General features: G+C 67.0%; 24 protein-coding genes. 16 read left to right on the forward strand and 8 right to left on the reverse strand.

Translation table 11 applies throughout. The features are described from left to right. Positions 1 to 152: 152 nt before the first annotated feature. Positions 153 to 788, reverse strand: a complete 636-nt coding sequence (locus HUT07_RS13820) for a LysE family transporter (protein ID WP_025873889.1) — start codon at positions 786 to 788, stop codon at positions 153 to 155. 139 nt (positions 789 to 927) lie between these two features. Between HUT07_RS13820 and HUT07_RS13825 the strand changes: the two genes are divergently transcribed. The 14 genes from HUT07_RS13825 to HUT07_RS13890 all read left to right on the forward strand — a co-directional run bounded on the left by HUT07_RS13825 (position 928) and on the right by HUT07_RS13890 (position 15,974). After that, positions 928 to 1,833: a LysR family transcriptional regulator ArgP gene (locus tag HUT07_RS13825; protein WP_100551831.1), complete on the forward strand. Its 906-nt coding sequence runs from the start codon at positions 928 to 930 to the stop codon at positions 1,831 to 1,833. Between the two features lie 102 nt (positions 1,834 to 1,935). Further along, positions 1,936 to 2,520: a hypothetical protein gene (locus HUT07_RS13830; RefSeq protein ID WP_176021406.1), complete on the forward strand. Its 585-nt coding sequence runs from the start codon at positions 1,936 to 1,938 to the stop codon at positions 2,518 to 2,520. Between the two features lie 81 nt (positions 2,521 to 2,601). Further along, complete coding sequence (locus HUT07_RS13835; protein ID WP_176021407.1) at positions 2,602 to 3,048, forward strand: GNAT family N-acetyltransferase; 447 nt, start codon at positions 2,602 to 2,604, stop codon at positions 3,046 to 3,048. A 206-nt stretch (positions 3,049 to 3,254) separates the two neighbouring features. Then, the gene (gene mqo, locus HUT07_RS13840; RefSeq protein WP_176021408.1) at positions 3,255 to 4,958 is read left to right on the forward strand and encodes a malate dehydrogenase (quinone); all 1,704 of its coding nucleotides are present in this window, start codon (positions 3,255 to 3,257) and stop codon (positions 4,956 to 4,958) included. Positions 4,959 to 5,289: 331 nt separating this feature from the next. Then, positions 5,290 to 7,488: a TonB-dependent siderophore receptor gene (locus HUT07_RS13845; RefSeq protein WP_176021409.1), complete on the forward strand. Its 2,199-nt coding sequence runs from the start codon at positions 5,290 to 5,292 to the stop codon at positions 7,486 to 7,488. Between the two features lie 240 nt (positions 7,489 to 7,728). Next, positions 7,729 to 9,372 (forward strand): malonate decarboxylase subunit alpha, encoded by a 1,644-nt coding sequence (gene mdcA / locus HUT07_RS13850; RefSeq protein WP_176021410.1) that lies wholly within the window; start codon positions 7,729 to 7,731, stop codon positions 9,370 to 9,372. Between the two features lie 10 nt (positions 9,373 to 9,382). Then, positions 9,383 to 9,703, forward strand: a complete 321-nt coding sequence (gene mdcC / locus HUT07_RS13855; RefSeq protein WP_176021411.1) for a malonate decarboxylase acyl carrier protein — start codon at positions 9,383 to 9,385, stop codon at positions 9,701 to 9,703. Continuing rightward, on the forward strand, positions 9,700 to 10,608 hold the full coding sequence (locus HUT07_RS13860; RefSeq protein WP_176021412.1) for a biotin-independent malonate decarboxylase subunit beta: 909 nt from the start codon (positions 9,700 to 9,702) through the stop codon (positions 10,606 to 10,608). The genes mdcC and HUT07_RS13860 overlap by 4 nt, the downstream gene beginning before the upstream one ends. Before the next feature lie 2 nt (positions 10,609 to 10,610). Further along, a complete protein-coding gene (gene mdcE / locus HUT07_RS13865; protein WP_176022556.1) occupies positions 10,611 to 11,315 on the forward strand; it encodes a biotin-independent malonate decarboxylase subunit gamma in 705 nt (234 codons plus the stop codon). Then, positions 11,308 to 11,958, forward strand: a complete 651-nt coding sequence (mdcG, locus tag HUT07_RS13870) for a malonate decarboxylase holo-[acyl-carrier-protein] synthase (protein ID WP_176021413.1) — start codon at positions 11,308 to 11,310, stop codon at positions 11,956 to 11,958. The genes mdcE and mdcG overlap by 8 nt, the downstream gene beginning before the upstream one ends. After that, entirely contained in the window at positions 11,955 to 12,812 is an 858-nt protein-coding gene (mdcB, locus tag HUT07_RS13875; RefSeq protein ID WP_176021414.1) for a triphosphoribosyl-dephospho-CoA synthase MdcB, read from the forward strand. The genes mdcG and mdcB overlap by 4 nt, the downstream gene beginning before the upstream one ends. Then, the gene (gene mdcH, locus HUT07_RS13880) at positions 12,809 to 13,729 is read left to right on the forward strand and encodes a malonate decarboxylase subunit epsilon (RefSeq protein WP_176021415.1); all 921 of its coding nucleotides are present in this window, start codon (positions 12,809 to 12,811) and stop codon (positions 13,727 to 13,729) included. Before mdcB ends, mdcH begins: the two co-directional genes overlap by 4 nt. 101 nt (positions 13,730 to 13,830) lie before the next feature. Continuing rightward, positions 13,831 to 15,198 carry an SLC13 family permease gene (locus tag HUT07_RS13885; protein ID WP_176021416.1) on the forward strand — a complete coding sequence of 456 codons (1,368 nt, stop codon included), beginning with the start codon at positions 13,831 to 13,833 and terminating at the stop codon, positions 15,196 to 15,198. A 56-nt stretch (positions 15,199 to 15,254) separates the two neighbouring features. Further along, positions 15,255 to 15,974, forward strand: coding sequence for a GntR family transcriptional regulator (locus tag HUT07_RS13890; RefSeq protein ID WP_176021417.1), 720 nt, complete (start codon positions 15,255 to 15,257; stop codon positions 15,972 to 15,974). A 92-nt stretch (positions 15,975 to 16,066) separates the two neighbouring features. Here HUT07_RS13890 and HUT07_RS13895 read toward each other — a convergent pair whose 3' ends face one another. Beyond that, positions 16,067 to 16,405, reverse strand: a complete 339-nt coding sequence (locus HUT07_RS13895) for a hypothetical protein (protein ID WP_176021418.1) — start codon at positions 16,403 to 16,405, stop codon at positions 16,067 to 16,069. A 154-nt stretch (positions 16,406 to 16,559) separates the two neighbouring features. Here HUT07_RS13895 and HUT07_RS13900 point away from each other — a divergent pair, with 154 nt between their 5' ends. Continuing rightward, positions 16,560 to 17,507 carry a nucleoside hydrolase gene (locus HUT07_RS13900; protein ID WP_176021419.1) on the forward strand — a complete coding sequence of 316 codons (948 nt, stop codon included), beginning with the start codon at positions 16,560 to 16,562 and terminating at the stop codon, positions 17,505 to 17,507. A gap of 4 nt (positions 17,508 to 17,511) precedes the next feature. Here the strand turns inward: HUT07_RS13900 and HUT07_RS13905 are convergent, their stop codons facing one another. From HUT07_RS13905 to HUT07_RS13930, 6 genes are all read right to left on the reverse strand, one after another. After that, positions 17,512 to 18,786: an MFS transporter gene (locus HUT07_RS13905; RefSeq protein WP_176021420.1), complete on the reverse strand. Its 1,275-nt coding sequence runs from the start codon at positions 18,784 to 18,786 to the stop codon at positions 17,512 to 17,514. 85 nt (positions 18,787 to 18,871) lie between these two features. Then, the gene (locus HUT07_RS13910; protein ID WP_176021421.1) at positions 18,872 to 19,885 is read right to left on the reverse strand and encodes a hypothetical protein; all 1,014 of its coding nucleotides are present in this window, start codon (positions 19,883 to 19,885) and stop codon (positions 18,872 to 18,874) included. A gap of 130 nt (positions 19,886 to 20,015) precedes the next feature. After that, on the reverse strand, positions 20,016 to 21,329 hold the full coding sequence (locus tag HUT07_RS13915) for a HAMP domain-containing sensor histidine kinase (protein WP_176021422.1): 1,314 nt from the start codon (positions 21,327 to 21,329) through the stop codon (positions 20,016 to 20,018). After that, positions 21,326 to 22,066 (reverse strand): response regulator transcription factor, encoded by a 741-nt coding sequence (locus HUT07_RS13920; protein ID WP_176021423.1) that lies wholly within the window; start codon positions 22,064 to 22,066, stop codon positions 21,326 to 21,328. Before HUT07_RS13920 ends, HUT07_RS13915 begins: the two co-directional genes overlap by 4 nt. Positions 22,067 to 22,123: 57 nt before the next feature. Beyond that, the gene (locus tag HUT07_RS13925) at positions 22,124 to 22,669 is read right to left on the reverse strand and encodes a redoxin family protein (protein WP_176021424.1); all 546 of its coding nucleotides are present in this window, start codon (positions 22,667 to 22,669) and stop codon (positions 22,124 to 22,126) included. A gap of 3 nt (positions 22,670 to 22,672) precedes the next feature. Then, positions 22,673 to 23,467, reverse strand: coding sequence for an alpha/beta hydrolase (locus tag HUT07_RS13930; RefSeq protein WP_176021425.1), 795 nt, complete (start codon positions 23,465 to 23,467; stop codon positions 22,673 to 22,675). 322 nt (positions 23,468 to 23,789) lie between these two features. Between HUT07_RS13930 and HUT07_RS13935 the strand changes: the two genes are divergently transcribed. Continuing rightward, a complete protein-coding gene (locus HUT07_RS13935; protein ID WP_176021426.1) occupies positions 23,790 to 24,434 on the forward strand; it encodes a DoxX family protein in 645 nt (214 codons plus the stop codon). Positions 24,435 to 24,485 lie beyond the last annotated feature (51 nt).

A 24,485-nucleotide genomic window follows, 5' to 3' on the forward strand; every position in this document is an offset into this window, starting at 1 on the left:
GGAAACGGACGCCTTGTCCGCAGGCCGATTCTAGGCAACCAAGCGACGCATCTGCCAGTGAGCAGAAAAAACGACGGCACCGTTGCCGGTGCCGTCGTTACCACTACCTTGGAGAGAGAGTCAGGACGTGGGTTCGGGGGGCGTGCGCCGGGTCAATGGACCCCGCGCACTGCCAAAGTGAGAGCCAGGATGCTGAGGATCACCGCGATCGTGCCGTCCAGCACACGCCAGGTGCTGGGCTTGGTGAACAACGGCGCCAGCAGGCGCGCGCCCAGGCCCTGCGCGGTCAGCCACAGGCAGCTGGCCGTGACCACGCCGGCGGCGAAGGCCATGCGCGCATTGCCGAAGTTCTCGGCGATGGAGCCGATCACCATCATGTCCAGCCAGAAGTGCGGGTTGATCAGCGAGAAGCCGACCGCCGCCATCAGCACCGCACGGCGGCTGCCATCGTCGCTGTCGGCCTCGCCCATGCCGCCGCCACCAGCAATCGCACGGCGTGCGGACTTCATCGCATACCAGGCCAGGAAGGCCACGCCGGTCCAGAGGACGGCGGTGGTCAGCCACGGCAGCGCCGTGGTCAGCGTGCGCAGACCGGCCACGCTGGCGAAGATGAAGATCGCATCGATGGCCGCACAGGTGGCGACCACCGGCACGATGTGCTTGCGCAGGATGCCCTGGCGCAGGATGAAGGCGCTCTGGGCACCGACCACGGCGAACAGGCCGATGCCGGTGGCTGCACCAGAGAACCAGGCACCAAGGCCGGTGCTGGCGGAGATGACCGAGAACATGGGATTCACTACCTTGTCTTGCTGGGGGGAGCGGTGCCTCGCGAAGGCGGACAGCACCGGAACGGGCGCCATTGTCGCGCCGCAACATAGAAAAGACGAGCTAAACTTACTAAACCAACATTAGCGGAGCTTAATCTCCATGCGCATCGACCATGCCCAGCTGAGGGCCCTGGCGGCGGTGATCCGCGAAGGCAGCTTCGACCGTGCCGCGCAGTCGCTCAATGTCACCCCCTCGGCCATTTCGCAGCGGGTCAAGGCACTGGAAGACCGCATCGGTCGCCTGCTGGTCAAACGAGGCACCCCGGCAACCGCGACTGCCGAAGGCCAGCTGCTGGTGCAACTGGCCGAGCAGACCGCCCTGCTGGAGCACGACGCCCTGCACCGCATGGGCCTGGCCGACGAGGACCTGCCGCAGGCCAGCATCCCGGTGGCGGTGAACCACGACAGCCTGGAGACCTGGTTCCCGCAGGCCGCGCAGCAGTTCGCGCAGGGCACCGGCACCACCCTGGACCTGCGCGTGGAGGACCAGGACCACACCGTCGAACTACTGCGCCAGGGCACCGTGCTGGGGGCGGTGACGACCCTGGACGAGCCCGTGCAGGGCTGCCAGATCCACGCGCTGGGCAGCATCCGCTATGCCGCGACCTGCACACCCGAGTTCCGCGAGCGCCATTTCGCCAAGGGCGTGACCGCGCAGGCGCTGGCACAGGCACCGGTGCTGGTGTTCAACCGCAAGGACGACATGCAGTCACGCTTTGCCCGGCGCATGGCCGGCGCCGACCTGCCCAGCACCGCGCCGACCTGGTGGATTCCCTCCACCCGTGCCTTCGTGCAGGCCAACCTGGGCGGCCTCGGCTGGACCATGAACCCGCTGCCACTGGTCAAGCGCCACCTGGATGCCGGGCGCCTGGTGTACGTGCGGCAGCGTGCTTGGGAAGACGTGCCGCTGTACTGGCAGCACTGGAAGGGCGACGTGCAGACGATGGCCCTGCTGACCCGGGCAGTGCTGGACGCCGCCTCGGCGCTGGTGCAGCGCAGGCGCTGAGAAAGGGGACCGCGGGGATCACGTCGCGTATGCCACAAACGACGTGATCCCCTCCGTCCCCTTTTTGTGCAAGGATCGGCGCAACCGACGAGGGGCTGGGCGATGGAAACCGAACCGGTATTCCTGCATATCCGCGTGGTGATGGGGATCATCCTCGGCCTGTCCATCACCACCCTGCTGAAGGGGCTGGCGCAGATCATCGAACACCCGCAGCGGCGTGGTTGTTCGGCGCTGCACCTGTGCTGGGTGATGTGGACGCTGGTGTCGCTGGTCACGTTCTGGTGGTGGGAGTTCCGCCTCGTTGAAGTGCATCGCTGGACGTTTGAAACCTATCTGTTCGTGATCACCTACAGCGCGACCTGGTTCCTGCTGTGCGCGCTGCTGTTTCCCGACGACCTGCGCGACTACGGCAGTTACGGCCACTACCTGATGCAGCGGCGACGCTGGATCTTCGGGGTGATCGCGATATTGACGCTTCTGGACCTTGTGGACACCGCGATCAAGGGAGGAAGCCGCTGGCGGCTGCTGGGCGATGCCTACCCAGTGCACACGGCCCTGATGCTCATCGTTGCCGCGCTGGGATGGCATCTGCGCAGCGCGCGCATGCAGCTGGTGCTGGCCGCAGCGACACTGGCCTACCAACTGGGCTACTTCGCGGCGGAGTACTTCACCATCGGCAGTGAATGAAGACCGCCGCCCGTCTCTCCATCCAATCTCCATGCAGGTCGTCCACACTCACCCGGTTCTGTTTGACCACAGGTTTCCCAGATGACGATCCACTACCGCGATGCCCTCCCCGATGACGCCGCCGCCTGCATCGACCTGCGCGGGCGCACCCGCGAGAACGCCTTCAGTGCCGCGCAGCTGGCCGAACTGGGCATCACCGAAGAGAGCTGGGCGGCAGGCATCGCCGATGGCGACTCGATTGGCCGCGTCGTGTGCGATGGCGAGCGCATGGCCGGCTACTGCTTCGCCGACCGCGAAAGCGGCGAGGTACTGGTACTGGCCCTGCTGCCGGAATTCGAGGACCGCGGCATCGGCAGGCAGCTGCTGCAGGAGGTGGTCAGCCTGACCCGCGATGCCGGCCATAGCCGCCTGTTCCTGGCCTGCTCGGCTGACCCGCGTTCGCGCTCTTATGGTTTCTATCGGCATCTGGGCTGGAAGGCGACCGGCGATATCGACGAAGCCGGTGACGAGATTCTTGAGCTGTCTTGATGCGCGGCGCCGGGAAAAGCCTCCGGGCATGGCCCGGCGCTACCGGGGATGGGGTCGAACGCGCGCGCCGGATGCTGCGTTGCATCAAAATCGGACCAGATGCGGTTAAAATTGCCCATGGAATGCTGCAAGGCGTTGTTTCTTCACGCTCTTTCCCTGCTTCTTGCGCATCCTGACCCCTTCCCCCCGCCAACGATTCCGCCCCCATGAAGAAATTTGGCAAGGCCCTCCTCGCCCTGCTCGTGCTGCTGTTGCTGGTCGCCGCACTGTTCCTGTACTGGCCGCTGACCCAGCGCTCGGTGCCCGCCGCGAGCAACGACAAGCCCGTCGATGTCGTGCTGGTCGGCGCCGGCATCATGAGCATCACCCTGGCCACCTACCTGCAGGAACTGCAGCCGGACTGGAACATCCAGGTCTACGAGCGCCTCGACGGCGTCGCCGGTGAAAGCTCGGACGGCTGGAACAACGCCGGCACCGGCCACTCGGCATTCGCCGAACTGAACTACACCCCGGAACTGCCCGATGGCAGCATCGAGACCAAGCGCGCGGTCGGCATCGCCGAATCGTTCGAGGTCTCGCGCCAGTTCTGGTCGCACCAGGTGAAGGAAGGCCGGCTGAGCCAGCCCAGCGACTTCATCAACCCGACCCCGCACATGAGCTTCGTCTGGGGCGATGACAACATCGCCTACCTGCACAAGCGCCAGCAGGCGCTGGTGAAGAACCCGCTGTTCTACGGCATGCAGTACTCCGAGGACCCGGCGCAGATCAAGCAGTGGGCACCGCTGCTGATGGAAGGCCGCGACCCGAAGCAGAAGGTCGCCGCGACCTGGATGCCGCTGGGCACCGACGTCAACTTCGGCGTCATCACCCGCCAGCTGACCGCCGGCCTGCAGCACAGCCCGAACTTCGGCCTGCACCTCAACCATGAGGTCAGCGCCCTGCGGCAGAACGCGGACAAGAGCTGGAACGTGACGGTGAAGGATCTCAAGGCCGGCACCGAATCCACCACCCACGCCCGCTTCGTGTTCATCGGTGCCGGTGGCGCCGCGCTGAAGCTGCTGCAGATGTCGGGCATTCCGGAATCGAAGGATTACGCCGGCTTCCCGGTGGGCGGCCAGTTCCTCGCTTTCCAGGGCCAGGACGTGACTTCGCGCCATGGGGTGAAGGCCTACGGCATGGCCGAAACCGGCTCGCCGCCGATGTCGGTGCCACACCTGGATGCGCGCAAGCTGGATGGCAAGCCGGTGGTCCTGTTCGGGCCGTTCGCGCTGTACAGCACCAAGTTCCTCAAGCACGGCTCGTGGTGGGACCTGTATTCGTCGGTCAACCACAACAATGTCGGCCCGATGCTGGAAGTGGGCAAGGACAACCTGGACCTGGTGCAGTACCTGATGGGCCAGGCGCGCCTCAACGACGCCGATCGCCAGGCCGAACTGGTCAAGTACTTCCCCAACGCCAAGCCGGGCGACTGGAAGCTGGTCACGGCTGGCCAGCGCGTGCAGATCATCAAGCGTGATCCGCTGAAGGGCGCGGTGCTGCAGTTCGGCACCGAGATCGTGACCGACAAGGACCACACCCTCGCCGCGCTGCTGGGTGCCTCGCCCGGCGCCTCGACCTCGCCGCCGATCATGCTGGACCTGATGGCCAAGGCCTTCCCGGAACAGATGAAGGCCGGCTGGGAAGCGCGCCTGCGCGAGATCGTGCCGTCGTACGGCCGCAAGCTCAACGACAGTGCCGCGCTGACCAACGAGATCCGCACGCTGACCAGCCAGACCCTGCACCTGCCCTACCTGGAGGTTCCGGTGGAAGCGGGTACGACGCCGGCCCTGGCACCGACGGCCGCGCCGGCACCGGCACCGGCACCGGCCAAGGAAAAGCGCAACGCCAACGAGGAACTGCAGGCGCTGTAACCCTGCGCTTCCCATCGGTTGGAAACGGACGGCCACCTTCGGGTGGCCGTTCGCGTTTGCGTGGCACCCACCTGTAGAGCCGAGCCTGCGCTCGGCTGCTCTTCGCGGTTGCCAACAGCCGAGCGTGGGCTCGGCTTTACAGAAATCCCTGCCACACGTCGCAAAGCCGCTGCTCAGTGACGAGAATTGTAATGTTGTTAAGAATTATTTACATTTGCATCCTGCGCAGTGACCGCGCCGCTCCCAGATGGACCTGATGTGCCCGAAGCCGCCGCCCGGGTGCTGGACGACTGTTGCCGCCCCTTCCCCGCCTTCACGCTTCGAGCCCGCCATGTCCCCGACGTTCCGTACCCGCCTGCCCCGCCGCGCGCTGCTGCCGGTTGCCCTGCTGTCCTCCCTCACCGTGGCTGCACCGTCGGCGTTTGCCGAAGTCGCTGCCGATGCGTCCGACGCCAAGACCCTGGACCGGGTGAGCGTGCGCGCCGAGCAGTCCGCGCCGCCGTCCAGCACCACCCGCCTGCCGATCACCCTGCAGGAAACGCCGCAGTCGTCCACGGTGATCGGCCTGCAGCGCCTGCAGGACGAATCGTTGTTCAGCCTCAACGACGTGATGCGCAATGTCACCGGCGTCAGCGTGTCCTTCTATGACACCCAGCGCCCGCTGTACTACGCGCGCGGCTTTGCCATCACCGATTTCCAGGTGGACGGCATCCCCACCTACAGCGGTTCGACCAACCAGGAATACGACACCGCCTTCTACGACCGGGTGGAAGTGATCCGCGGCGCCAACGGCCTGCTCAGCGGCGCGGGCGTGCCGTCGGCCACGGTGAACCTGCTGCGCAAACGACCGGGCAAGGAGTTCGACGCCTCGTTCTCGGTCAGCGCCGGCAGTTGGGACTACCGCCGCATGGAGGCGGATGTGACCGCACCACTGACCGCCGACGGCCGCTTCCGCAGCCGCGTGGTCGCCGCCTACACCGATCGCGATTTCTATTACGACCGCTACAAAGAGAACAAGATGGCGGGCATGGCCGTGCTGGAAGGCGATGTGACCGACAGCACCACCGTCACCGTCGGCTACCAGACCCAGGACAACAACCCGGTGGGTTCAACCTGGGGCACCGTGCCGTTCTTCGACAGCAAGGGCGACTTCGCCCATCTGCCGCGTTCGACCAACCTGGCGCCGAAGTGGAGCTACTGGCAGCGCGAGACCAGCACGGTATTTGCCAACCTGGAACAGCGCTTCAGTGACAACTGGCTGCTGAAGATCAACACCGCCTACACCCGCGGCAACGTGCAGAACATGCGCCTGTACGGCACCGGCAACCCCGATCCGGTGACCGGTGCAGGCATCTACCTGCGCACCGCAGCCGGCGATTCGGAAGACACCCGCCGCAACGTCGACGCCTACCTGACCGGCACCTTCAACCTGTGGGGCCAGGAGCACGACGTGACCGTGGGCGCGCAGTGGGCCGACCTGGAAGGCACCACCAACACGCTTGCGCTGAACTACCCGCGCGATTGGGCGACCTGTGGCCGTGAGCGCTGCTACTACATCCCCAACGTGCACACCTGGGATGGCGATATCTCCGAGGTGACCTACACCCTCACCGGCGCACGCCGCGTGGCCAAGACCACGCAGAGCGGCTTCTACCTGGCCACGCGCCTGCGCCTGGCCGATCCGCTGGCGCTGATCGCCGGCGCACGCCTGAGCCGCTGGCAGACCCAGACCCGCGCCTACAACGCGACCGGCGCCTACACCGGCACCAGCGGCGCGTACAAGGTGAGCGATGAAGTCACCCCGTACGTGGGCCTGGTGTATGACATCACCCCGAACGTGGCGGCCTATGCCAGCTACACCGAGATCTTCAACCCGCAGAACTACAAGGACCGCAACGAGAACCTGCTGGCGCCGGTGCAGGGCTCGAACCTGGAAGCGGGCCTGAAAACCCAGTGGTTCGATGGCCGTTTGACTGCCAACGCGGCAATCTTCGAAGCCAAGCAGGACAACTACGCGGTACGTGACATGAGCGTGCCGGAAGGTTCCCTCAGCGATGGCAGCTCGGCCTACATCGGCGTCAACGGCACCAAGGCGCGCGGCTGGGAAGTGGACGTCAACGGCGAGATCCTGCCGGGCTGGACGGTCAACGCCGGCTATACCCACGTCAAGGTGACCCGTGCGGCCACCGATCTGCTGTACGCCAACCCGGCCGAAGACCTGCTGCAGCTCAATACCCAGCTGCAGCTGCGCGGCGCGCTGGAACGCCTGAGCGTGGGTGCCGGCGTGCAGTGGCAGAGCAAGGTGCAGGGCTACAACATCCCCTACCCGGTGGGCACGGGCACCACGGTGACGGTGAACCAGCCGGCCTATGCGCTGGTGCAGTTCAACGCCAACTACCGCATCAGCGACAACTGGACGGCAACGTTGAGCGTGCGCAACGCGCTGGACAAGACCTACTGGGCGAACCTGGACTACAACAACTACGGCGAACCGCGCTTCGTGGCGGCGAGCCTGCGCTGGAAGTTCTGAGGAGGCGGAAACCCGGTGGGTGCCGACCGTTGGTCGGCATGCTCTCGCCCGGCCACGACCAACGGTCGTGGCCTACCTGGATGGGCCCGCCTCTGTGCGAGCCCTTCTTTTTCGTGGGTGCCATTTAGTGGGTGCCGACCGTTGGTCGGCACGCCAGGCGGCCGGATTTGCTGCGCTGCGGGTTGCGCACCGCTTCGTAATTATGGCGTAATTATCTCAACGCCATTCGGAAGTCCGTCGATGAACCCGAGCTGGGACACGCTGGAGCGGGGCCGCCAGGCGCGGCTGGAACGCGCCGCGCCATGGGCAAGGGGCCACGAGGTGGCAGCGGGCGATGTCGCCGAACTGCTGCATGCGCTGCTGGAGCCGGGCGACAAGGTCTGCCTGGAGGGCAACAACCAGAAGCAGGCCGACTTCCTCGCCCAGACGCTTGCCGACCTCGACCCGGCACGTGTGCATGACCTGCACATGGTGCAGTCGGTGCTGTCGCTGCCCTCGCACCTGGATGTGTTCGAGCGCGGCATCGCCTCCCGGCTGGACTTCTCCTTCTCCGGGCCGCAGTCGGTACGGCTGGCCAACCTGGTGGCCGAAGGGCGCATCCAGATCGGTGCCATCCACACCTACCTGGAACTGTTCGGTCGCTACTTCATCGACCTCACCCCACGCGTGGCACTGGTCGCGGCGCAGGCCGCCGACCGCCACGGCAATCTCTACACCGGCCCCAACACTGAAGACACGCCGGTGATCGTGGAGGCCACCGCATTCGGTGGCGGCATCGTCATCGCCCAGGTCAACGAAATCGTCGACACCCTGCCCCGCGTCGATATCCCCGCTGACTGGGTCAACTTCGTAGTGCAGGCGCCACGCCCGAACCACATCGAACCGCTGTTCACCCGCGACCCGGCGCAGATCTCCGAGATCCAGGTGCTGATGGCGATGATGGCGATCAAGGGCATCTACGCCGAGTACGGCGTCAACCGCCTCAACCATGGCATCGGCTTCGACACTGCGGCCATCGAACTGCTGCTGCCGACCTACGCCGAATCGCTGGGGTTGAAGGGCAGGATCTGCCAGCACTGGGCGCTCAACCCGCACCCGGCGCTGATTCCGGCCATCGAATCGGGCTTCGTCAAATCGGTGCACTCGTTCGGCTCGGAACTGGGCATGGAGAAGTACATCGCTGCGCGCGGTGATGTGTTCTTCACCGGCGCCGATGGTTCGATGCGCTCCAACCGTGCGTTCTCGCAGACCGCTGGGTTGTACGCGTGTGACATGTTCATCGGCTCCACCCTGCAGATCGACCTGCAGGGCAACAGCTCCACCGCAACGCGCGACCGCATCGCCGGCTTTGGGGGTGCACCCAACATGGGTTCTGATGCACGCGGCCGCCGCCATGCCAGCGACGCCTGGATCAAGGCGGGCCAGCAGGCCGCGCGACCGGGCGAGATGCCGCGCGGGCGCAAGCTGGTGGTGCAGATGGTGGAGACCTTCCGCGAGCACATGGCGCCGGCCTTTGTCGACCGCCTCGATGCCTGGGAACTGGCCGAGCGCGCGGCCATGCCGCTGCCGCCGGTGATGATCTACGGCGACGACGTCAGCCATGTGCTGACCGAGGAAGGCATCGCCAACCTGCTGCTGTGCCGCAGCCCGGAAGAACGCGAGCAGGCGATCCGCGGCGTGGCCGGCTACACCGCAGTGGGCAGGGGCCGGGACCGCGCGATGGTGGAGAACCTGCGCGACCGCGGAGTGATCCGGCGCCCGGACGATCTCGGCATCAACGTGCGCGATGCCAGCCGCGATCTTCTTGCCGCGCGTTCGGTGAAAGACCTGGTGCGCTGGTCCGGCGGTCTGTACGACCCACCCAAGCGCTTCCGCAACTGGTAAGGGGCACGCCATGGAAACCCTCGACTATCGATTCGACGGCACGGTGCCTGTGCGCTTCCCCACCGATGCAGTGCTGGTGGGCGTACTGGCCTCGGGCAACCTGGAAATCCTGCTGGAACCGGCCGCGCTGGGCGGTGCGATGACGGTGCGCATCATCACCGCCGCGCGCGGCTTCGGCACGGTATGGCAGGCGGTGATTGCCGACTTCGCCCAGCGCCATCCCCTGCGCGATGTACGCGTATCGATCAACGATGCCGGCGCCACGCCAGCCGTGGTCAGCCTGCGTCTGGACCAGGCGGTAGAGACCCTGCGTGCCGGAGACCAGTCATGACGCTCGCACAGCGCAACAGCTATTACGAAGCCGATGCCCGCGCGCGCATCGCCGGACTGCTCGATGCAGGGTCGTTCCACGAATTTCTCGGCCCAGCCCAACGCGCCATCAGTCCACACTTGGCGCAGCTGGACCAGCCGGCCGCCTTCGACGATGGCATCGTCGTCGGCGAAGGACGCCTGCGCGGCAAGCGCGTGCTGGTGGCCGCGCAGCAGGGTGAATTCATGGGCGGCGGTGTGGGTGAGGTGCATGGCGCCAAGCTGACCGGCCTGCTGCGCCGTGCGGCCGACACCCATGCCGATGGCGTGCTGCTGCTGCTTGATACCGGTGGGGTGCGCCTGCACGAAGCCAACGCCGGCCTGATCGCCATTTCCGAAATCATGCGCGCCACCCTGGGTGCGCGTGCGGCGGGGGTACCGGTCGTGGCGCTGATCGGCAGTGGCAACGGCGCCTTCGGCGGCATGGGCATCGTCGCCCGCTGCTGCAGCACGGTGATCATGTCTGAAGAGGGACGGCTGTCGTTGTCCGGCCCGGAGGTGATCGAGACCGTGCGCGGCGTGGAGGAATTCGATTCGCGCGACCGTGCATTGGTGTGGCGGGTGACCGGAGGCAAGCATCGCTACCTGATCGACCAGGCGCAGGTGCTGGTACCCGATGCGATCAGCGTGTTTGCGCAGGCGGCCTTTGATGCGCTGCAGCCAGACACCGCCAGCGCCGACACCGACGCGGCACTGGCCGCGCTGCAGGCACGCCACGCCGCATTGAAAGCGCGCGTGGCGGCGTGGGGCGACTGCAACGATGGCCTGCAGATCTGGGCACGCCAGGGCATTGCGGATCCAGAACGCCTGGCGCTGCTGGAAACCGAAGCCTTCCTTGCCGCCACCGCGCACCGGAGCCTGCCATGAGCATGCCATTGACTACGCTGCTGGACGCGCTGTTCCCGCATGGCCATGCAATCGCGGTGAACGATTCGGTACTGACCGGTACAGCGACCACCGACGACGGCGAGGTGACCGTGATCGGCACCACCGACAGGATCGAAGTGGGCGTGGACCACGCCCTGCTGCTGGCCGATACCGTGCTGGCCAGCACCGCTGCGCATCCACAGCGCCCCATCGTGATGCTGGTCGATACCGCAGGCCAGCGGCTGGCGCGCCGCGATGAGCTGCTGGGCATCAACGGCTACTTCGCCCACCTCGCACAGACCCTGGACCTGGCCCGCCGTCGTGGTGCGCGCCTGGTCACGCTGGTCTATGGCGAATCGGTCAGCGGCGGCTTCCTGTCGTTCGGGCTGATGGCCGACCACATCCATGCCCTGCCCGATGCGCAGGTGCGGGTGATGGACCTGCGCGCGATGGCACGGGTGACCAAGCAGCCGTTGGAAAAACTGCAGGCGCTGAGCCTGACCTCGCCGGTGTTCGCGCCGGGCGTGGAGAACTATGTGTCGATGGGCGCGGTGCAATCGCTGTGGGATGGCGACCTGGCGCGTCACCTGCTGGACGCACTGCGTGCCCCCGCCGACGGAGACCATCGCGCCGCGCTGGGTGCCGAACGCGGTGGCCGCACGTTGGCTGCGCAGGTGGCCGCGGCTGTGAGCCAGGGCAATGCCTGAGCGGCCTGCCCGGCACACGCTGGTCTGGCTGTCGGCTGACGCCGATTGGCGGGCAGACATGCCCACGCACGAGCCGCGCCTTGCCGCATGGTTGGCGCAGGGCTTGCCTGCGGTAGTGGCGCGTCGTGCAGCGGATGATCCCGATCCGCGACTGCGATTGGGCATCCCGTTGCCACCGGCCGAGGGCAAGCAGCGCTTGTCGTTGCGCGTGCCGCTGCACGACGTAGCCCTCATGCGCCCACCGCCGGCATTGAGTGCGCTGCTGGCAGCTGGCGATGCCGTTGTTCCGCAGGCGTGGCTGGAATCACTGCACGACCTGCAGGCGCTGGCCCCGGCCCGGGTATTTGGCGCCTTCGCCTGGCAATGGCTGACTGCCCTGCCCTACGTTCATGAGCGTTCGGACATCGACCTGCTGTGGCAGGTGACCGATGCCGCGCAGGCCGAAGCGCTGATCGCGCAGTTGCTGGCATGGGAGGCCCGTTATCCACATCGCCTCGATGGCGAACTGTGCCTGCCCGATGGCGGCGCGGTGAACTGGCGCGAACTTGCCGGCCGCAGTCGCCAGGTGCTGGTGAAACGCCTGGATGGAGCCGCACTGGAAGCGCGCGATGCGCTGTTCGACACGTGCGAGGTGACCGCATGATCGCCGCCCGGCAGCTGTTGCCTGCATGCGACGCAGTGGTCGACAGCGCACGCTTGGGGCGGCTGGCCATTGCCAGCCTGCACGCCGAGCTGGCCTGCGCGCCGAAACCCGGCCTGGTGACGCCGTTCAACAGCGGCAGCCATGACGACATGGATGCCAGCACCTTCCTGCGCAGTCTGTTCGCGCTGCGTCACTACTTCACTGCGGTAGCCAGGGCCGGTGCCGCGGGGACCTCGTTCACGGTGCTGCGCGATCACGGCATTGCCGCCGAAGCGGCCATGCTGGCCGCCACCGCCGGCATCAACACCCATCGCGGTGCCATCTTCAGCCTTGGCCTGCTGGTGGCCGCCGCTGCGGCGTGCCGGCGCGCGCATGGCCAGGCCGTGTCCGGCGCCCAGGTGTGCCTGGCGGTCCAGCAGTGGAACGACGCGCTCATCGCAGCTCCGCTGGACCCGCACAGCCCGGGACAGCGCGCGCGTGCACGCCATGGGGTCAGCGGTGTGCGCGAGCAGGCTGCCGCCGGCTACCCGGTGCTGCGCGAGCTGGCCCTGCCTACCCTGCGCCATGCGCTGGACAGTGGCCTGTCCCGCGACGCCGCGCTGTGCCAGACGCTGATGCAGCTGATGGCACAGGTAGACGATCTGAACCTGCTGCACCGGGGTGGCGCCGAAGGGCTTCGCTGGGCGCAGCAACAAGCCAGCGCATTCCTTTCCTCGGGCGGCGCCTTCGCGCCGGACTGGCGCATGCGCCTGCAGTCCATCGGCGATGCATTCGTGGAGCGGCGACTCAGCCCCGGAGGCAGTGCCGATCTGCTGGCTTGTGCCTGGTTCCTGCTGCAGCAGGAGGGCGCATGAGCCTGGCCCTGCTCTGCCCGGGACAAGGTGCACAGCATCCGGCGATGTTCGACCACGTGCGTGGCATCGCCGCTGCACGCGCGGTACTGGACGCGGCGGGTGACGTGCTGGGACGCGACGTGTTCGCTGCCGCAGCCGCCGACAATCGCTTCGACAACGCACAGGCGCAACCGCTGCTGTGCGCCGCCAGCATCGCGCAGTGGCTTGTCCTGCGCGATGCCATGCCGAACCCGATCGCGGTGGCCGGGTACAGCATCGGCGAACTGGCGGCGCACGCCATTGCTGGCAGTTTCGATGCCACCACCTGCCTTTCTCTGTCGGCCCAGCGCGCGCACCTGATGGATACCGTCAGTCCCACCGGTGCAGGTATGCAGGCGATCCTCGGCCTGGATCGACAGACGCTGCAGCCCCTATGTGATGCGCACGGCGCGTATGTGGCCATCGCCAATGGCGCAGATCATTTCATCATCGGCGGCACGCAGCAGCCCCTGCAATCAGTGGCCGCTGCCGCGCACGCGCAGGGCGCAGAGGTACGCCCACTGCCGGTGCATGTGCCAGCGCACACGCCACTACTGTTGGCGGCAGTCGAACCGTTTGCTGCGGCGCTGCAGGCGACCACCCTGCATGCCCCTCGCCTGCCGCTGCTGGCCGGCATCGATGCACGGCCGGTGCGCGACACCACGACGACGGTGCATACGCTGTCCGCGCAGCTGGCGCAGACCATCGAATGGGCACAGGTGATGCGCCAGGCCTTCGAGCGCGGCGCGCGGGTGTTCCTGCAGCTGGGCCCGGGCAACGCACTGGCACGCATGATCGCACCGGCCTATCCGTGCTGCGAAGTGCGCGCGGTCGAGGAATTCCAGAGCCTGGACGGCGCGGCGGTGTGGGTCCGCAGCGCGCTGCAGCGGCTGCAGTAATGGGTTTGAGCAGTACGTAACGCGCAATACGTAACAGGCCATACCCCGGGATGGCGGGCTTCCATCCGTGCAGTACGCGAATCAGGTGTCTGGGAGGGCGCATGACTCCACAAATTGCAACGATCATCGGTCTGGTGATCATGTTCATCGTCGCCACCGCGATGCCGATCAACATGGGTGCCGTCGCCTTCGCGCTGGCCTTCATTGTCGGCGGGCTGTGGGTCGACATGGGAGGCAAGGAAGTCCTCGCCGGCTTCCCGGGCGACCTGTTCCTGACCCTGGTCGGCATCACCTACCTGTTCGCCATCGCGCAGAAGAACGGCACCATCGATCTGCTGGTGCACTGGGCGGTCAAAGCGGTACGCGGCCATATCGTGGCCATCCCGTGGGTGATGTTCGTGATCACCGCCGTGCTGACTGCCTTCGGTGCGCTGGGCCCGGCCGCGGTGGCGATCATCGGCCCGGTCGCGCTGCGCTTTGCCAAGCAGTACAACATCAATCCGCTGATGATGGGCCTGCTGGTGATTCATGGTGCTCAGGCGGGCGGCTTCTCGCCGATCAGCGTGTACGGCAGCATCACCAACGGCGTGGTGCAGAAGGCCGGGCTGGAAGTCACCGAAATGGCGGTGTTCCTGACCAGCCTCGGCTTCAACTTCATGATGGCGACGATCTGCTTCTTCGCCTTCGGCGGCATCGCGCTGCTGCGTCGCGGTTCGATCACTGCTGCGGGCACGGTTGGGACGGCGGAACTGGCGATGGCCGGTGGTCCGCAGGCCTCGTCGCGGCAGTTCGCCATCGAGGGCCACGGTGCATTGGTCGCTGCCGGCGGCGGCACCCTCTCCAACGATCCGGTGGCACTGGATGCGGTGGGCATGACCCGCGAGCGGTTGTTCACCCTGGTCGGCCTGCTCGGCCTGGGCGTGGCCGCGCTGATCTACAACCTCAATGTCGGCCTGGTCTCGATCACCGTTGCGGTGGTGCTGGCACTGCTGTCGCCGCAGAGCCAGAAGGGTGCGGTGGATGGCATCAGCTGGTCCACGGTGCTGCTGATCTGCGGCGTGGTCACCTACATCGGCGTGCTGGAACATGCCGGTGCCGTGGACTTCATCGGCCACGGCGTCTCCAGCATCGGTATCCCGCTGCTGGGCGCGTTGCTGGTCTGCTACGTGGGTGGCATCGTCTCCGCATTCGCTTCGTCGGCAGCGGTGCTGGGTGCCACCATCCCACTGGCGGTGCCGTTCCTGATGCAGGGTCATCTGAGTGCCGCCGGCGTGATCTGTGCGTTGGCCGTGTCCTCCACCATCGTCGATGTCAGTCCGTTCTCGACCAACGGCGCACTGGTAGTGGCCTCTGCCGCGAAGGAAGAACGCGAAACGCTGTTCCGCCGCTTCCTGGTCTACAGCGGCCTGGTGGTGGCATTCGGCCCGCTGCTGGCCTGGCTGGTGTTCGTGGTGCCGGGCTGGATGTAGACGCCATGCGGTGGTGCCTGCCAGCGGCCGGCACCACCTGGCGTTACACTTTGCGCATGGCCATCGCTCCCGCTCCGCGTACACCGAAGAAGCGTGCCCCTCTGTACGAAGAGGTGGCCGAACATGTGCGCGAGCGGATCTACGACTACCGCCTGCCCCCGGGCGAGTGGATCGACGAACCGGCGCTGTGCGAGGAACTGGGCATCAGCCGCACACCACTGCGAGAGGCGTTGAAGCTGCTCGCCGCTGAAGGCCTGGTGCAGATCGATGCGGGCCGCGGTGCGCGGGTCACCCGGCTCACGCTGGAAGATCTCAACCAGCTGTTCCCGGTGATGGCGATGCTCGAAGGCCGCTGCGCGCATGAAGCGGTCAAGCATATCGACGACGCCGGCGTGCAGCAGCTGGAAGAGCTGCACGCAGCGATGGAAACGGCGGCCGCAGACGGCAACATCGCCGAGTACTACCGCAACAACTACCTCATCCACGAGACGGTGCAGCACTACGCCGGCAACCCGTGGTTGATCCGCATCACCCACGACCTGCACCGCATCCTGAAGATGCATCGCGGCCGCCAGCTGTTGGCCCCGGGGCGCACCGCGCAGTCGCTGGCCGAACACCGCGAATTGATGGACTGCTTCCGCCAGCGCGATGCCGCAGCCGCCGAACGCACGATGGAGCGCCACCTGCTCAGCCAGGGCCAGGCCTTGGCCGCGTATGTGGCCAGCGGTGGATTGTTGAACGTGCCGGCGCCGTTGCCGACCGAGGGCGGAAGCTGAGTTCAAGGGGTTGCCGACCAGCGGCCGGTATTACCAGGGCGAGGCCAAGTCACGGTAGTGCCGGCCGCTGGCCGGCAACCTGGAAACCCGCCTCAATCGCCACCGCCGCAGCTGCCGCCGTCACCGCCCCCACCGCTGTCGCCGCTGCTGCAGTCCGAACTGCTGTAGCTGTGGTGGCTGTTGCTGTCTCCGGAATAGCCGCCGGAGAAATCGGCAGGCCCACCGCCGCTGCCATCGTGCCGTGCGGGTGAGCCATCGGCAGTAGCCATCGCCATGCACAGGATCGCTCCGACCAGAGGCAGCAGCCATACCACCAGCAGCTGCCCGGCACGGCTGCTGACGGGAAGGTCGTCGCGCCCCAGCACCACGAAGCTGGCCACCAGGTTCAGCCCCAGCACCAGGGCGATCAGGACGAGGGTCACAGCCAACATGGCGCAGCTCCTTGCGACGGGTGAGGGCCCGCAGACAATACCACCGCCGCCAGTTCGCCCTGCCTGTCATGAAGATGGGACAATGTAGGGCGCGCCGGCCTGCCCTCGGGGCCGCCGGCCCCCCTGCACCACACGGAAGAAGAAGAACAACAACATGCTGAAAGTCATTTTCGATACCGACCCGGGCGTCGACGACGCGCTGGCGCTGCTGTACCTGCACAAGCACCCGCAGATCGACCTGATCGGCGTCACCACCACCTTCGGCAATGCCTCGGTGGAGTCGACCACCCACAATGCGCTGTACCTGAAGCAGGCCTGGGGCCTGTCCGCGCCGATCGCGCGTGGCGCTGAAGGCCCGCTGCAGCCCGAAGCCACCCCGGAAGCCTGGCCGGTGCACATCCATGGCCACAACGGCTTGGGCAACCACCCGGTGCCGGAGGCCCTGGATGTGGCCGCCGACAGCCGCCCGGCCCACCAGCTGATCATCGACCTGGTCCGCGCCCATCCGGGCGAAGTGACTCTGGTGGCGGTCGGCCGCATGACCAACCTGGCGCTGGCCCTGCAGCAGGCCCCGGACATCGCTGGCCTGGTGCGTGGCGTGGTGCTGATGGGCGGTGCGTTCCATGTCAACGGCAACATCACCCCGGCGGCCGAAGCCAACATCTGGGGCGATGCTGAAGCCGCCGACATCGTGTTCACCGCCCATTGGCCGGTGACCGCCATCGGCCTGGACGTGACCACCCGCGTGGAAATGGACCGTGACGGCCTGGACAAGCTGGCCGCGATCGGTGGCGCCGATGCCGAACTGGTCCGCGCCCTGTCGCAGGACTACGTCGACTTCTACCTGCAGGCCGGCCACAAGGGCATGGTCGTGCACGACTGCTGCGCCTGCATCGCGTTGACCCGCCCGGAGCTGTTCCAGTTCGAGCGTGCCAGCGTGCGCGTGGCCACCGACGGCGTTGCCCGTGGCATGACCATTCCGAAGCCGGAAGGCATGGGCTTCGGCCCCAGCGTGTGGGACGGCCACGTGCTGCAGTCGATTGCCATTGGCGTGGATGCGGCTGCGGTGCTGGCCGACATCGAGCAGACCCTGAAGGTCTAAGCGCTCACTGCCCGCCCCGGGACACGGGGCGGGTCTTCGGCGCGGTCTCTGGCAGCGTCCACAGCACCGGCAGCACCAGCACTGCCACCAGCGCGATCATCGCCCCCGGCGCCGCCGCCCAGCCGCTGCGTTCCACCCACCATTGCGCCAGCCACGGCGTTGCCCCGCCGAACACGGCGGTGGCCATGGTCACCCCCAGCGCCAATCCGCTGACCCGGCCCTCGCCCGGGAACTGTTCTGCCGTGGCTGGTGCCGCCACGGCACTGATACCGCCGGCCACGCAGGCCAGCACCACCGCCGCAAGTGCGATACCCAATGGCGCAGCAGTCGCCATCCAACCGAACATCGACAAGGGCAACAGCGCCGAAAGCACCGTCAGCGCCAGCAGCAGCGGGCGCCGCCCGAAGCGATCGGACAACGCGCCACACAGCGGGGTGATCGCGATCACCGCCACGGCGGCAATGGTTGACAGCCACAGCGCATCGCCTTCGTCATGTCCCTGCGCATGCAGGAACGCCGGCACGTAGGTGATGCCCACGTAGTAGGTGATCGAACCCAGCGCGGAAATCGCGAAGGTACGCGCCACGGCGCCAGGATGGTTGCGCAGGACATGCCGCAGCGGCGTGGCTGGAATGCTGCCTTCGCGTCGCTGCCGTTCGAACTCCGGCGATTCGTGCATGCCCGAACGCGCGATCAGGATCACCAGTGCCAGCGCTGCGCCGAAGAAGAACGGGATACGCCAACCCCAGCTGTCCAGCTGCGGCGCAGGCAACAGCGCCACGGTGGCTGCTGAGATTGCCACGGCCAGCAATGCGCCCACTTCGCTGGCCGCTGACGCCAACGAAGTGACCAGGCCACGCCGTCGCGCCGGTGCACTTTCCAGCAGGTAAGCGACCACACCGGTGTATTCACCGCCCACCGAGAACGCCATCAGGCAGCGCAGGATCAACAGCAGCACGCCGGCAGTCGCACCGGCGGTCGCGGCTGTCGGCAGCAGCGCGGTGGCCAGCATGGCAGCCGCCATCAGCGCCATCGAAGCCAGCAGCATCCAGCGCCGGCCCAGCCGGTCACCCAGGTGACCGAAGCACAGCGCACCGAGCGGACGCATCAGGTAGGACACCGCGAAACCGGCCAGGGTGACCAGCATGGCCTGCTCGCCGCCGCCGAAGAACACCCGCGACAGCACCGTGGCGAAGTACAGGTACAGGGTGAAGTCGTACCACTCCACCACCGTGGACAGGCCAGCCACCCACATCGAGCGCTGCCGCGCCGCGGTCATTGCGTATTCGCCTTCAACAGCCTCGCTCCCGTGGATGCAGGTTCGACGCAGCGTGTCATGGCTGGAGTGAAGTACCGGTCATCGGTCATCGGTCATCCATCGCCTGCATGTATTGCGTCTGATGGCCAGTGAAGCGCTCACCGTCAAAGCCGAAGCAGAACCGCCCTTCCTCGAACACGCGGTAGACCAGCAGCGCGCCATCCAGACAGAACTGCTGCTGGTCCACGCCCGTCTCAAGCGTCCCGTAGCGGACGGCGTCGCCCCCCTTCCCCGCAGGTCCGGTGAAGGCGTCGATCGGCAGTGGCGTGGCTTGGCCGGTACGGGTGTCGACCAGCACCACCGAGCGCTGGAAGAATTCGGGGCGATCATCGACCTGTACCAGCAGATAGTGCTGATTGAAATTGGGCGATTCGATGCGAAGTGCCTCCTCGATGCGCGCCCGGTGCTGCGCGTCGCAGAAGTCGACCGGGCTGTAGCGGTAACTGCAACCGTCATGGTCGTAGGGCAGGCTCATGCCGGAATAGCTGACGCTTCCCAAGCTACCCGCATCGTCACCCGGCTCCGGCGTGCTGCACAGCAGCCACGACTGTTGCGCATCCTCGGGATCGGCCATCAGCTTCGGCTCTTGGCCTTCCTCGTAGGCCGTGCCGCCCGGGAATTCCTGTCCGAAGTGCTGGCGGACGATGGGACGCGCCCTCTCCAGTGGCAGGCCGATCTTCGCCCCGCGGAACGAAACGAACGTCATCGTCGGCAGGATCACCTCTTGCACCGGAAGGCCTTTCCATTGCCCCCGCACGCAGAACGTGGCGATCTCGTTCTCTTCGTCCACCTTGCAGGGTTTCGGCGTGTTCGCGGCCAGCCAGGCATGGGCCGGATGCTCGGTTTGTTGATCGATGTACCAGCCGTCGAGTGCACAGGTCGGCAGCGCATCCAGCAGCGGAGAGAGGTCGGTGCGGGTGGTCGGCACCACGGCCGGTGTACCCGCAGACGTCTGTTCGCCCGGTACGTCTGGCGTGCGCTGGCAGGCCGCCAGCAACAGTGAACCGATCAGCAGCGCGACACGGCGCGCGCGTCCGGTTGAATGATGGCGTCCCTGCATTGCGTGGTGCTCCCTGATTTCAACACTCGCTGCAGATGATCGCCGATCCCGCAGTCATGCGGGAATGCAATCAGCGCGGTAGATTCACGCCATGCGTGGATGCTCTCAAACAGGGTTCTGACCCCGCCGGTTACCCCGGCAGCTGCAGCACCGCCTGCAGGCCACCGCCCTCGCGATTGCGCAGCTTCAGCGAGCCGCCCAGCGACTGCGCCAATTGCACGGCGATGGCCAGGCCCAGGCCGGTGCCGCCGGTATCGCGGTTGCGCGAGCTTTCCAGTCGATGGAACGGCGCCAGCACCGCCTGCAGCTGGTACTCGGGAATTCCCGGCCCACGATCAGACACGCTGATCCACGCCCTGCCTGCGGCATCGCGACCGGCATCGATCTCGGCGCTGCCGGCATAGCGCAGAGCGTTGTCCACCAGGTTGCCAATCACCCGCCGCAGCGGCTGCGGCCAGGTCTGCACGGTCAGGCCCGCAGGCGCGCCACCGCTGACCGGCTTGCCCATGTCTTCATAGTCGCCCACCACGCTGGCCAGGAACGCGCCAAGATCCATCGCCACCGGCGCGCCACTGGCCACGTGGCTGCTGCGCGCATAGGCCACGCCCTCGCGCACCAGTTGCCCCAGGTGGTCCAGGTCATCCAGCAGGCGCTGCTGGGTGGCATCATCGGGCAGCGTTTCCACACGCAGCTTCATGCGTGTGATCGGCGTCTGCAGATCATGCGAGATGGCAGCCAGGATCTGCAGCCGCTCGCTTACGTGACCCCGGATGCGCGCCTGCAATGCATTGAGCGCAGCCGCCGCCGTGGCCACTTCGGCGGGGCCATCCTCGGCCAGCATCGGTGCATCCTTGCCGGGCTGCAGATGCTCCACGGCGTGCGACAGCTGTTGCAGCGGGCGCAGCGCCAGCCGCACCGCCAGCCACGCACACAACAGCAGCAGGGCCAGCTGCGCCAGCAGCACGGCCGGCAGCCAGCGCGCCAGCGGCAGGCCCGATGGCGTGACCTCGATGGTCAGCGGTGAACCGTCGTGCAGGCGCAGTTCCACTTCGAACCGTTCCGGCAGACGTGCCACCTGGCGTGCCTGCAGCGGATAGCGATGTTCCAGGCTGTCATCGATGATGGCGGTGACCTGGCGCGCCCGATCGGTTTCCAGTGCGGGCCCGGCCTCTGCCGGGCGCAGCAGGTAGCGGTAGGTGCGCCGCTCCAGCCTCGGCACCCAGGCTTGGCGCTGATCGGCTGGCAGGTGTTCCAGCAGGGCCACGCTCACTGCCACATCCTCGTCCAGGTTGCGCAGCATCATGCTGCGCGTGGCCTGGTAGCGTTCGTAGAACAACAGCCCAAAGGACAGCGCGTGGGCCAGTGTCAGCCCGCCCAGCAGCAACAGCAGCAGGCGCGCCGACAGCGTGCGCGGCCACAGCAGGCGGCCCGCGCGGGCGTTCATTCCTCTGGCCCCAGCAGCTGCACCGGCGCGCTGAACACATAGCCTTCGCTGCGCACGGTCTTGATATAGGTGGGCTCACGCGCATCATCGCCCAGGCGCTGGCGCACGCGGCTGACCAGCAGGTCGATGGAGCGGTCGAACAGTTCGGCATCGCGGCCCTGGGTAAGGCTGAGCAGCTGGTCGCGGGTGAGCACGCGGTTGGCGTGGTCGAGGAACACGCGCAGCAGGCGGAACTCCGCGCCGCTGAGCGGATAGGCGGTATCCTGCGCATCCAGCAGATGACGCGCGGTGGTATCCAGGCGCCAGTCACCAAAGGCCAGCTGGCGGCCGGCTTCGCTCACCTGCAGATTGGGCGGCAGCATCTGCGTGCGGCGTATCACCGCGTTGATGCGTGCCAGCAGTTCACGCGAGGAGAACGGCTTGGTCACGTAGTCGTCGGCGCCCATTTCCAGGCCGATGATGCGATCGGTTTCGTCGTCGCGGGCAGTCAGCAGTACCACCGGCACCGCACGATGCTTGCCGGCACGCAGGTTGCGGCACAGGCTCAAGCCATCTTCGCCGGGCATCATCACGTCCAGCACCACCAGGTCCACCGCATGGGTGTCCATCAGCGCGCGCATCGCGCGGCCGCCATCGGCCTGGCTGACGCGCAGGCCATTGCGCTGCAGGTAGTCGGCCAGCATCTGACGGATGTCGCTGTCATCGTCGACGACAAGGATGTGCGGTACGTGATTCATTGCGTTCTCGATGGAGGCGGAGGACAAGGCCGCGCGGCGCGGCCATGGTAGCGCGGCTCAGGGACTGGCCAGCAGGCGCTGGATCTCGCTTTCGGTACGTGCGTAGTCGCCTTCGCCGTAGTGGCGGTAGACCACCCGACCCTGCCGGTCGACCAGGTACAGCGCCGGCCAGAACCGGTTGCCCCAGGCGTTCCAGATCCGGTACTGGTTGTCCTGCACCACCGGCCAGGTGATGTCGAGGCGGCGGATCGCATGGCGTACGTTGCCCTGCAGGCCCTCATAGGCGAACTCGGGCGTATGCACGCCGATCACGTGCAGGCCCTTCGGTGCGTAACGGGCATGCCATTGGTGCACGTACGGTGCGATGTTGAGGCAGTTGCTGCAGCCATAGGTCCAGAACTCGACCAGCACCACCTGCCCACGCAGCTGCCCAAGGGTGAGTGGCGGGCTGTTGTGCCACGGCCCACCGCCGTTGAAGCCTGCGGCCGGAGCAGGCCCGGCCGGCTGCGCGCCGGCCTCCGGGCTGGGCCAGGCCAGCAGCAGCGCGGCGCCTCCCAGCAGGGCCAGCAGGAGCGGCACGGTGTAGGCACGGAATGTGGCCATTGCTCAGCCTCCCTGCTCGGCCAGCGGCAGCTCGGCGGGTTTCACGCCAGCGGCTTCCAGAATGCTGTCGGCCACCTGCGCCGGGTGCGAAAGCAGCGACACGTGGCTGCTGCCGATCGACTGCAACTGTGCGCCGATGCGCTGCGCGGTGGCGACCTGCAGCTGCGGCGCCAGCATGCGGTCATTGCGGCTGACCACATACCAGCTCGGCTTGCTGCGCCATGCTGCAGTGGTCACCGCTTCGCCCAGTGCGCTGGCCTTCAACGGCACCTGCGTGCTGTACAGCAGGGCGGTAGTCTTCTTCATCACGTCCGGTGCGAAGTCCTTGGCGATGGCGTCCGCCGGCAGGGTCAGGTAGCCGTCCTTCTCCTGCAGGCGGGTCAACCCCGGGCCGACCGGGAAGCCTTCGCCCTGCTGCGCCGACGACTGGCCGACATCCGGCGCGAAGGCGGCCACGTAGACCAGCGCCTGCACCTTGGGGTCGTTGCCGGCTTCGGTGATGACCGTACCGCCCCAGCTGTGGCCGACCAGCACCACCTTGCCGGGTGCTGCGGCAATCGCGCGGCGGGTAGCCGCCACATCCTCGGCCAGCGAAGTGAGCGGATTCTGCACGGCCACCGCAGGCAGCTTCCAGTCTTGCAGGGTGCTGATGACCTTGTTCCAGCTGGAGCCATCGGCGAAGGCGCCGTGAACCAGGATGACCGTGGGCGGCACGCTTGCGTCGGTCTGGGCAGCGAAGGCAGGGGCGGCGGCGCCGGCAAGAGCCAGGGCCGCGGTGAGCAGGGTGGTGCGGATCATGGGGTGCGCTCCGGTGTTGGGAGTGGCCATTTCCGCCTGCGGGTGTATCGGTGCTGTTTCGCTGCGGCGCCGAGTTGTACCGGACTGTAGGACAGCGGCGGCTTCCTACAGTTGGATACATTCGGCTGCCGGGTGGACAAGGTTCCCCGCACGCGGGCGCGCAACCCGCCGATGCACCCCGACGCGGCGTTTTTGTATCCAACTGTACGAAACCCCTGCCGCAGCCACAGTCGCTGACAAAACCCCGGGCATCGGCACACGTTGCCGATACCTGCGTGGCCCGAAATGGCCTCCATCGACCACCGGCCCGCAGGACACACCCATGATCAGCACCGCCTCCTCCCTCTACACCCCACGCCTGGATGCCGTCGGCCGCTGGCTTTCGCCGCTGGCCCTGCGTGCGCTGCTGGCCTGGGAGTTTTTTGAATCGGGCCGCGAGAAGCTGGGCGGGCAGAACTGGTTCGCCGACCTGGAAGGGCGCTTCCCGTTCCCGTTCTCCACCCTGCCCGCTTCGCTCAACTGGCAGCTCGCCACCTGGCTGGAACTGGTGGGCGCGGTGATGCTGCTGCTGGGCCTGGCCACGCGCTCGGTGGCCTACATCTTCTGGGTGCTGACCATCGTCGCGATTGCCGCCGTGCACTGGCCCGACCAGTGGAACGGCCTGGACGAACTCTGGCAGGGCTATGCGATCACCGACCAGGGCTACGGCAACTTCAAGCTGCCGCTGCTGTTCCTGGCCATGCTGCTGCCGCTGATCCTCAACGGTGGCGGCGCGCTCAGCGTCGACCGCCTGCTGGCCGGCCCGCAACGCGCCACGGCCCACAATGACGGCCTCGGCTGGGGCGTCAGCCTGATCGCCCTGCTGCTGCCGGTCGCCGCGCTGCTGCCGGGCATCGGCTTCGGTGGCGCCCTGCTCGGCGGTGCCCTGCTGCTGGCCCATGTGCTGCGCCGTCGCCGCGGCGCCTGATCCGCCTCCGCCCTTTCCCACCCTTCCTCGCATCGCATTCCGTCGCCTTCC

Origin of the sequence: Stenotrophomonas sp. NA06056 (assembly GCF_013364355.1) — a bacterium.
Classification (GTDB): domain Bacteria; phylum Pseudomonadota; class Gammaproteobacteria; order Xanthomonadales; family Xanthomonadaceae; genus Stenotrophomonas.

Bases quoted from the DNA above. Each gene is read 5' to 3' on its own strand.
- HUT07_RS13820 (WP_025873889.1), bottom strand. From the start codon at position 788: ATGTTCTCGGTCATCTCCGCCAGCACCGGCCTTGGTGCCTGGTTCTCT.
- HUT07_RS13825 (WP_100551831.1), top strand. From the start codon at position 928: ATGCGCATCGACCATGCCCAGCTGAGGGCCCTGGCGGCGGTGATCCGC.
- HUT07_RS13830 (WP_176021406.1), top strand. From the start codon at position 1,936: ATGGAAACCGAACCGGTATTCCTGCATATCCGCGTGGTGATGGGGATC.
- HUT07_RS13835 (WP_176021407.1), top strand. From the start codon at position 2,602: ATGACGATCCACTACCGCGATGCCCTCCCCGATGACGCCGCCGCCTGC.
- mqo (WP_176021408.1), top strand. From the start codon at position 3,255: ATGAAGAAATTTGGCAAGGCCCTCCTCGCCCTGCTCGTGCTGCTGTTG.
- HUT07_RS13845 (WP_176021409.1), top strand. From the start codon at position 5,290: ATGTCCCCGACGTTCCGTACCCGCCTGCCCCGCCGCGCGCTGCTGCCG.
- mdcA (WP_176021410.1), top strand. From the start codon at position 7,729: ATGAACCCGAGCTGGGACACGCTGGAGCGGGGCCGCCAGGCGCGGCTG.
- mdcC (WP_176021411.1), top strand. From the start codon at position 9,383: ATGGAAACCCTCGACTATCGATTCGACGGCACGGTGCCTGTGCGCTTC.
- HUT07_RS13860 (WP_176021412.1), top strand. From the start codon at position 9,700: ATGACGCTCGCACAGCGCAACAGCTATTACGAAGCCGATGCCCGCGCG.
- mdcE (WP_176022556.1), top strand. From the start codon at position 10,611: ATGCCATTGACTACGCTGCTGGACGCGCTGTTCCCGCATGGCCATGCA.
- mdcG (WP_176021413.1), top strand. From the start codon at position 11,308: ATGCCTGAGCGGCCTGCCCGGCACACGCTGGTCTGGCTGTCGGCTGAC.
- mdcB (WP_176021414.1), top strand. From the start codon at position 11,955: ATGATCGCCGCCCGGCAGCTGTTGCCTGCATGCGACGCAGTGGTCGAC.
- mdcH (WP_176021415.1), top strand. From the start codon at position 12,809: ATGAGCCTGGCCCTGCTCTGCCCGGGACAAGGTGCACAGCATCCGGCG.
- HUT07_RS13885 (WP_176021416.1), top strand. From the start codon at position 13,831: ATGACTCCACAAATTGCAACGATCATCGGTCTGGTGATCATGTTCATC.
- HUT07_RS13890 (WP_176021417.1), top strand. From the start codon at position 15,255: ATGGCCATCGCTCCCGCTCCGCGTACACCGAAGAAGCGTGCCCCTCTG.
- HUT07_RS13895 (WP_176021418.1), bottom strand. From the start codon at position 16,405: ATGTTGGCTGTGACCCTCGTCCTGATCGCCCTGGTGCTGGGGCTGAAC.
- HUT07_RS13900 (WP_176021419.1), top strand. From the start codon at position 16,560: ATGCTGAAAGTCATTTTCGATACCGACCCGGGCGTCGACGACGCGCTG.
- HUT07_RS13905 (WP_176021420.1), bottom strand. From the start codon at position 18,786: ATGACCGCGGCGCGGCAGCGCTCGATGTGGGTGGCTGGCCTGTCCACG.
- HUT07_RS13910 (WP_176021421.1), bottom strand. From the start codon at position 19,885: ATGCAGGGACGCCATCATTCAACCGGACGCGCGCGCCGTGTCGCGCTG.
- HUT07_RS13915 (WP_176021422.1), bottom strand. From the start codon at position 21,329: ATGAACGCCCGCGCGGGCCGCCTGCTGTGGCCGCGCACGCTGTCGGCG.
- HUT07_RS13920 (WP_176021423.1), bottom strand. From the start codon at position 22,066: ATGAATCACGTACCGCACATCCTTGTCGTCGACGATGACAGCGACATC.
- HUT07_RS13925 (WP_176021424.1), bottom strand. From the start codon at position 22,669: ATGGCCACATTCCGTGCCTACACCGTGCCGCTCCTGCTGGCCCTGCTG.
- HUT07_RS13930 (WP_176021425.1), bottom strand. From the start codon at position 23,467: ATGATCCGCACCACCCTGCTCACCGCGGCCCTGGCTCTTGCCGGCGCC.
- HUT07_RS13935 (WP_176021426.1), top strand. From the start codon at position 23,790: ATGATCAGCACCGCCTCCTCCCTCTACACCCCACGCCTGGATGCCGTC.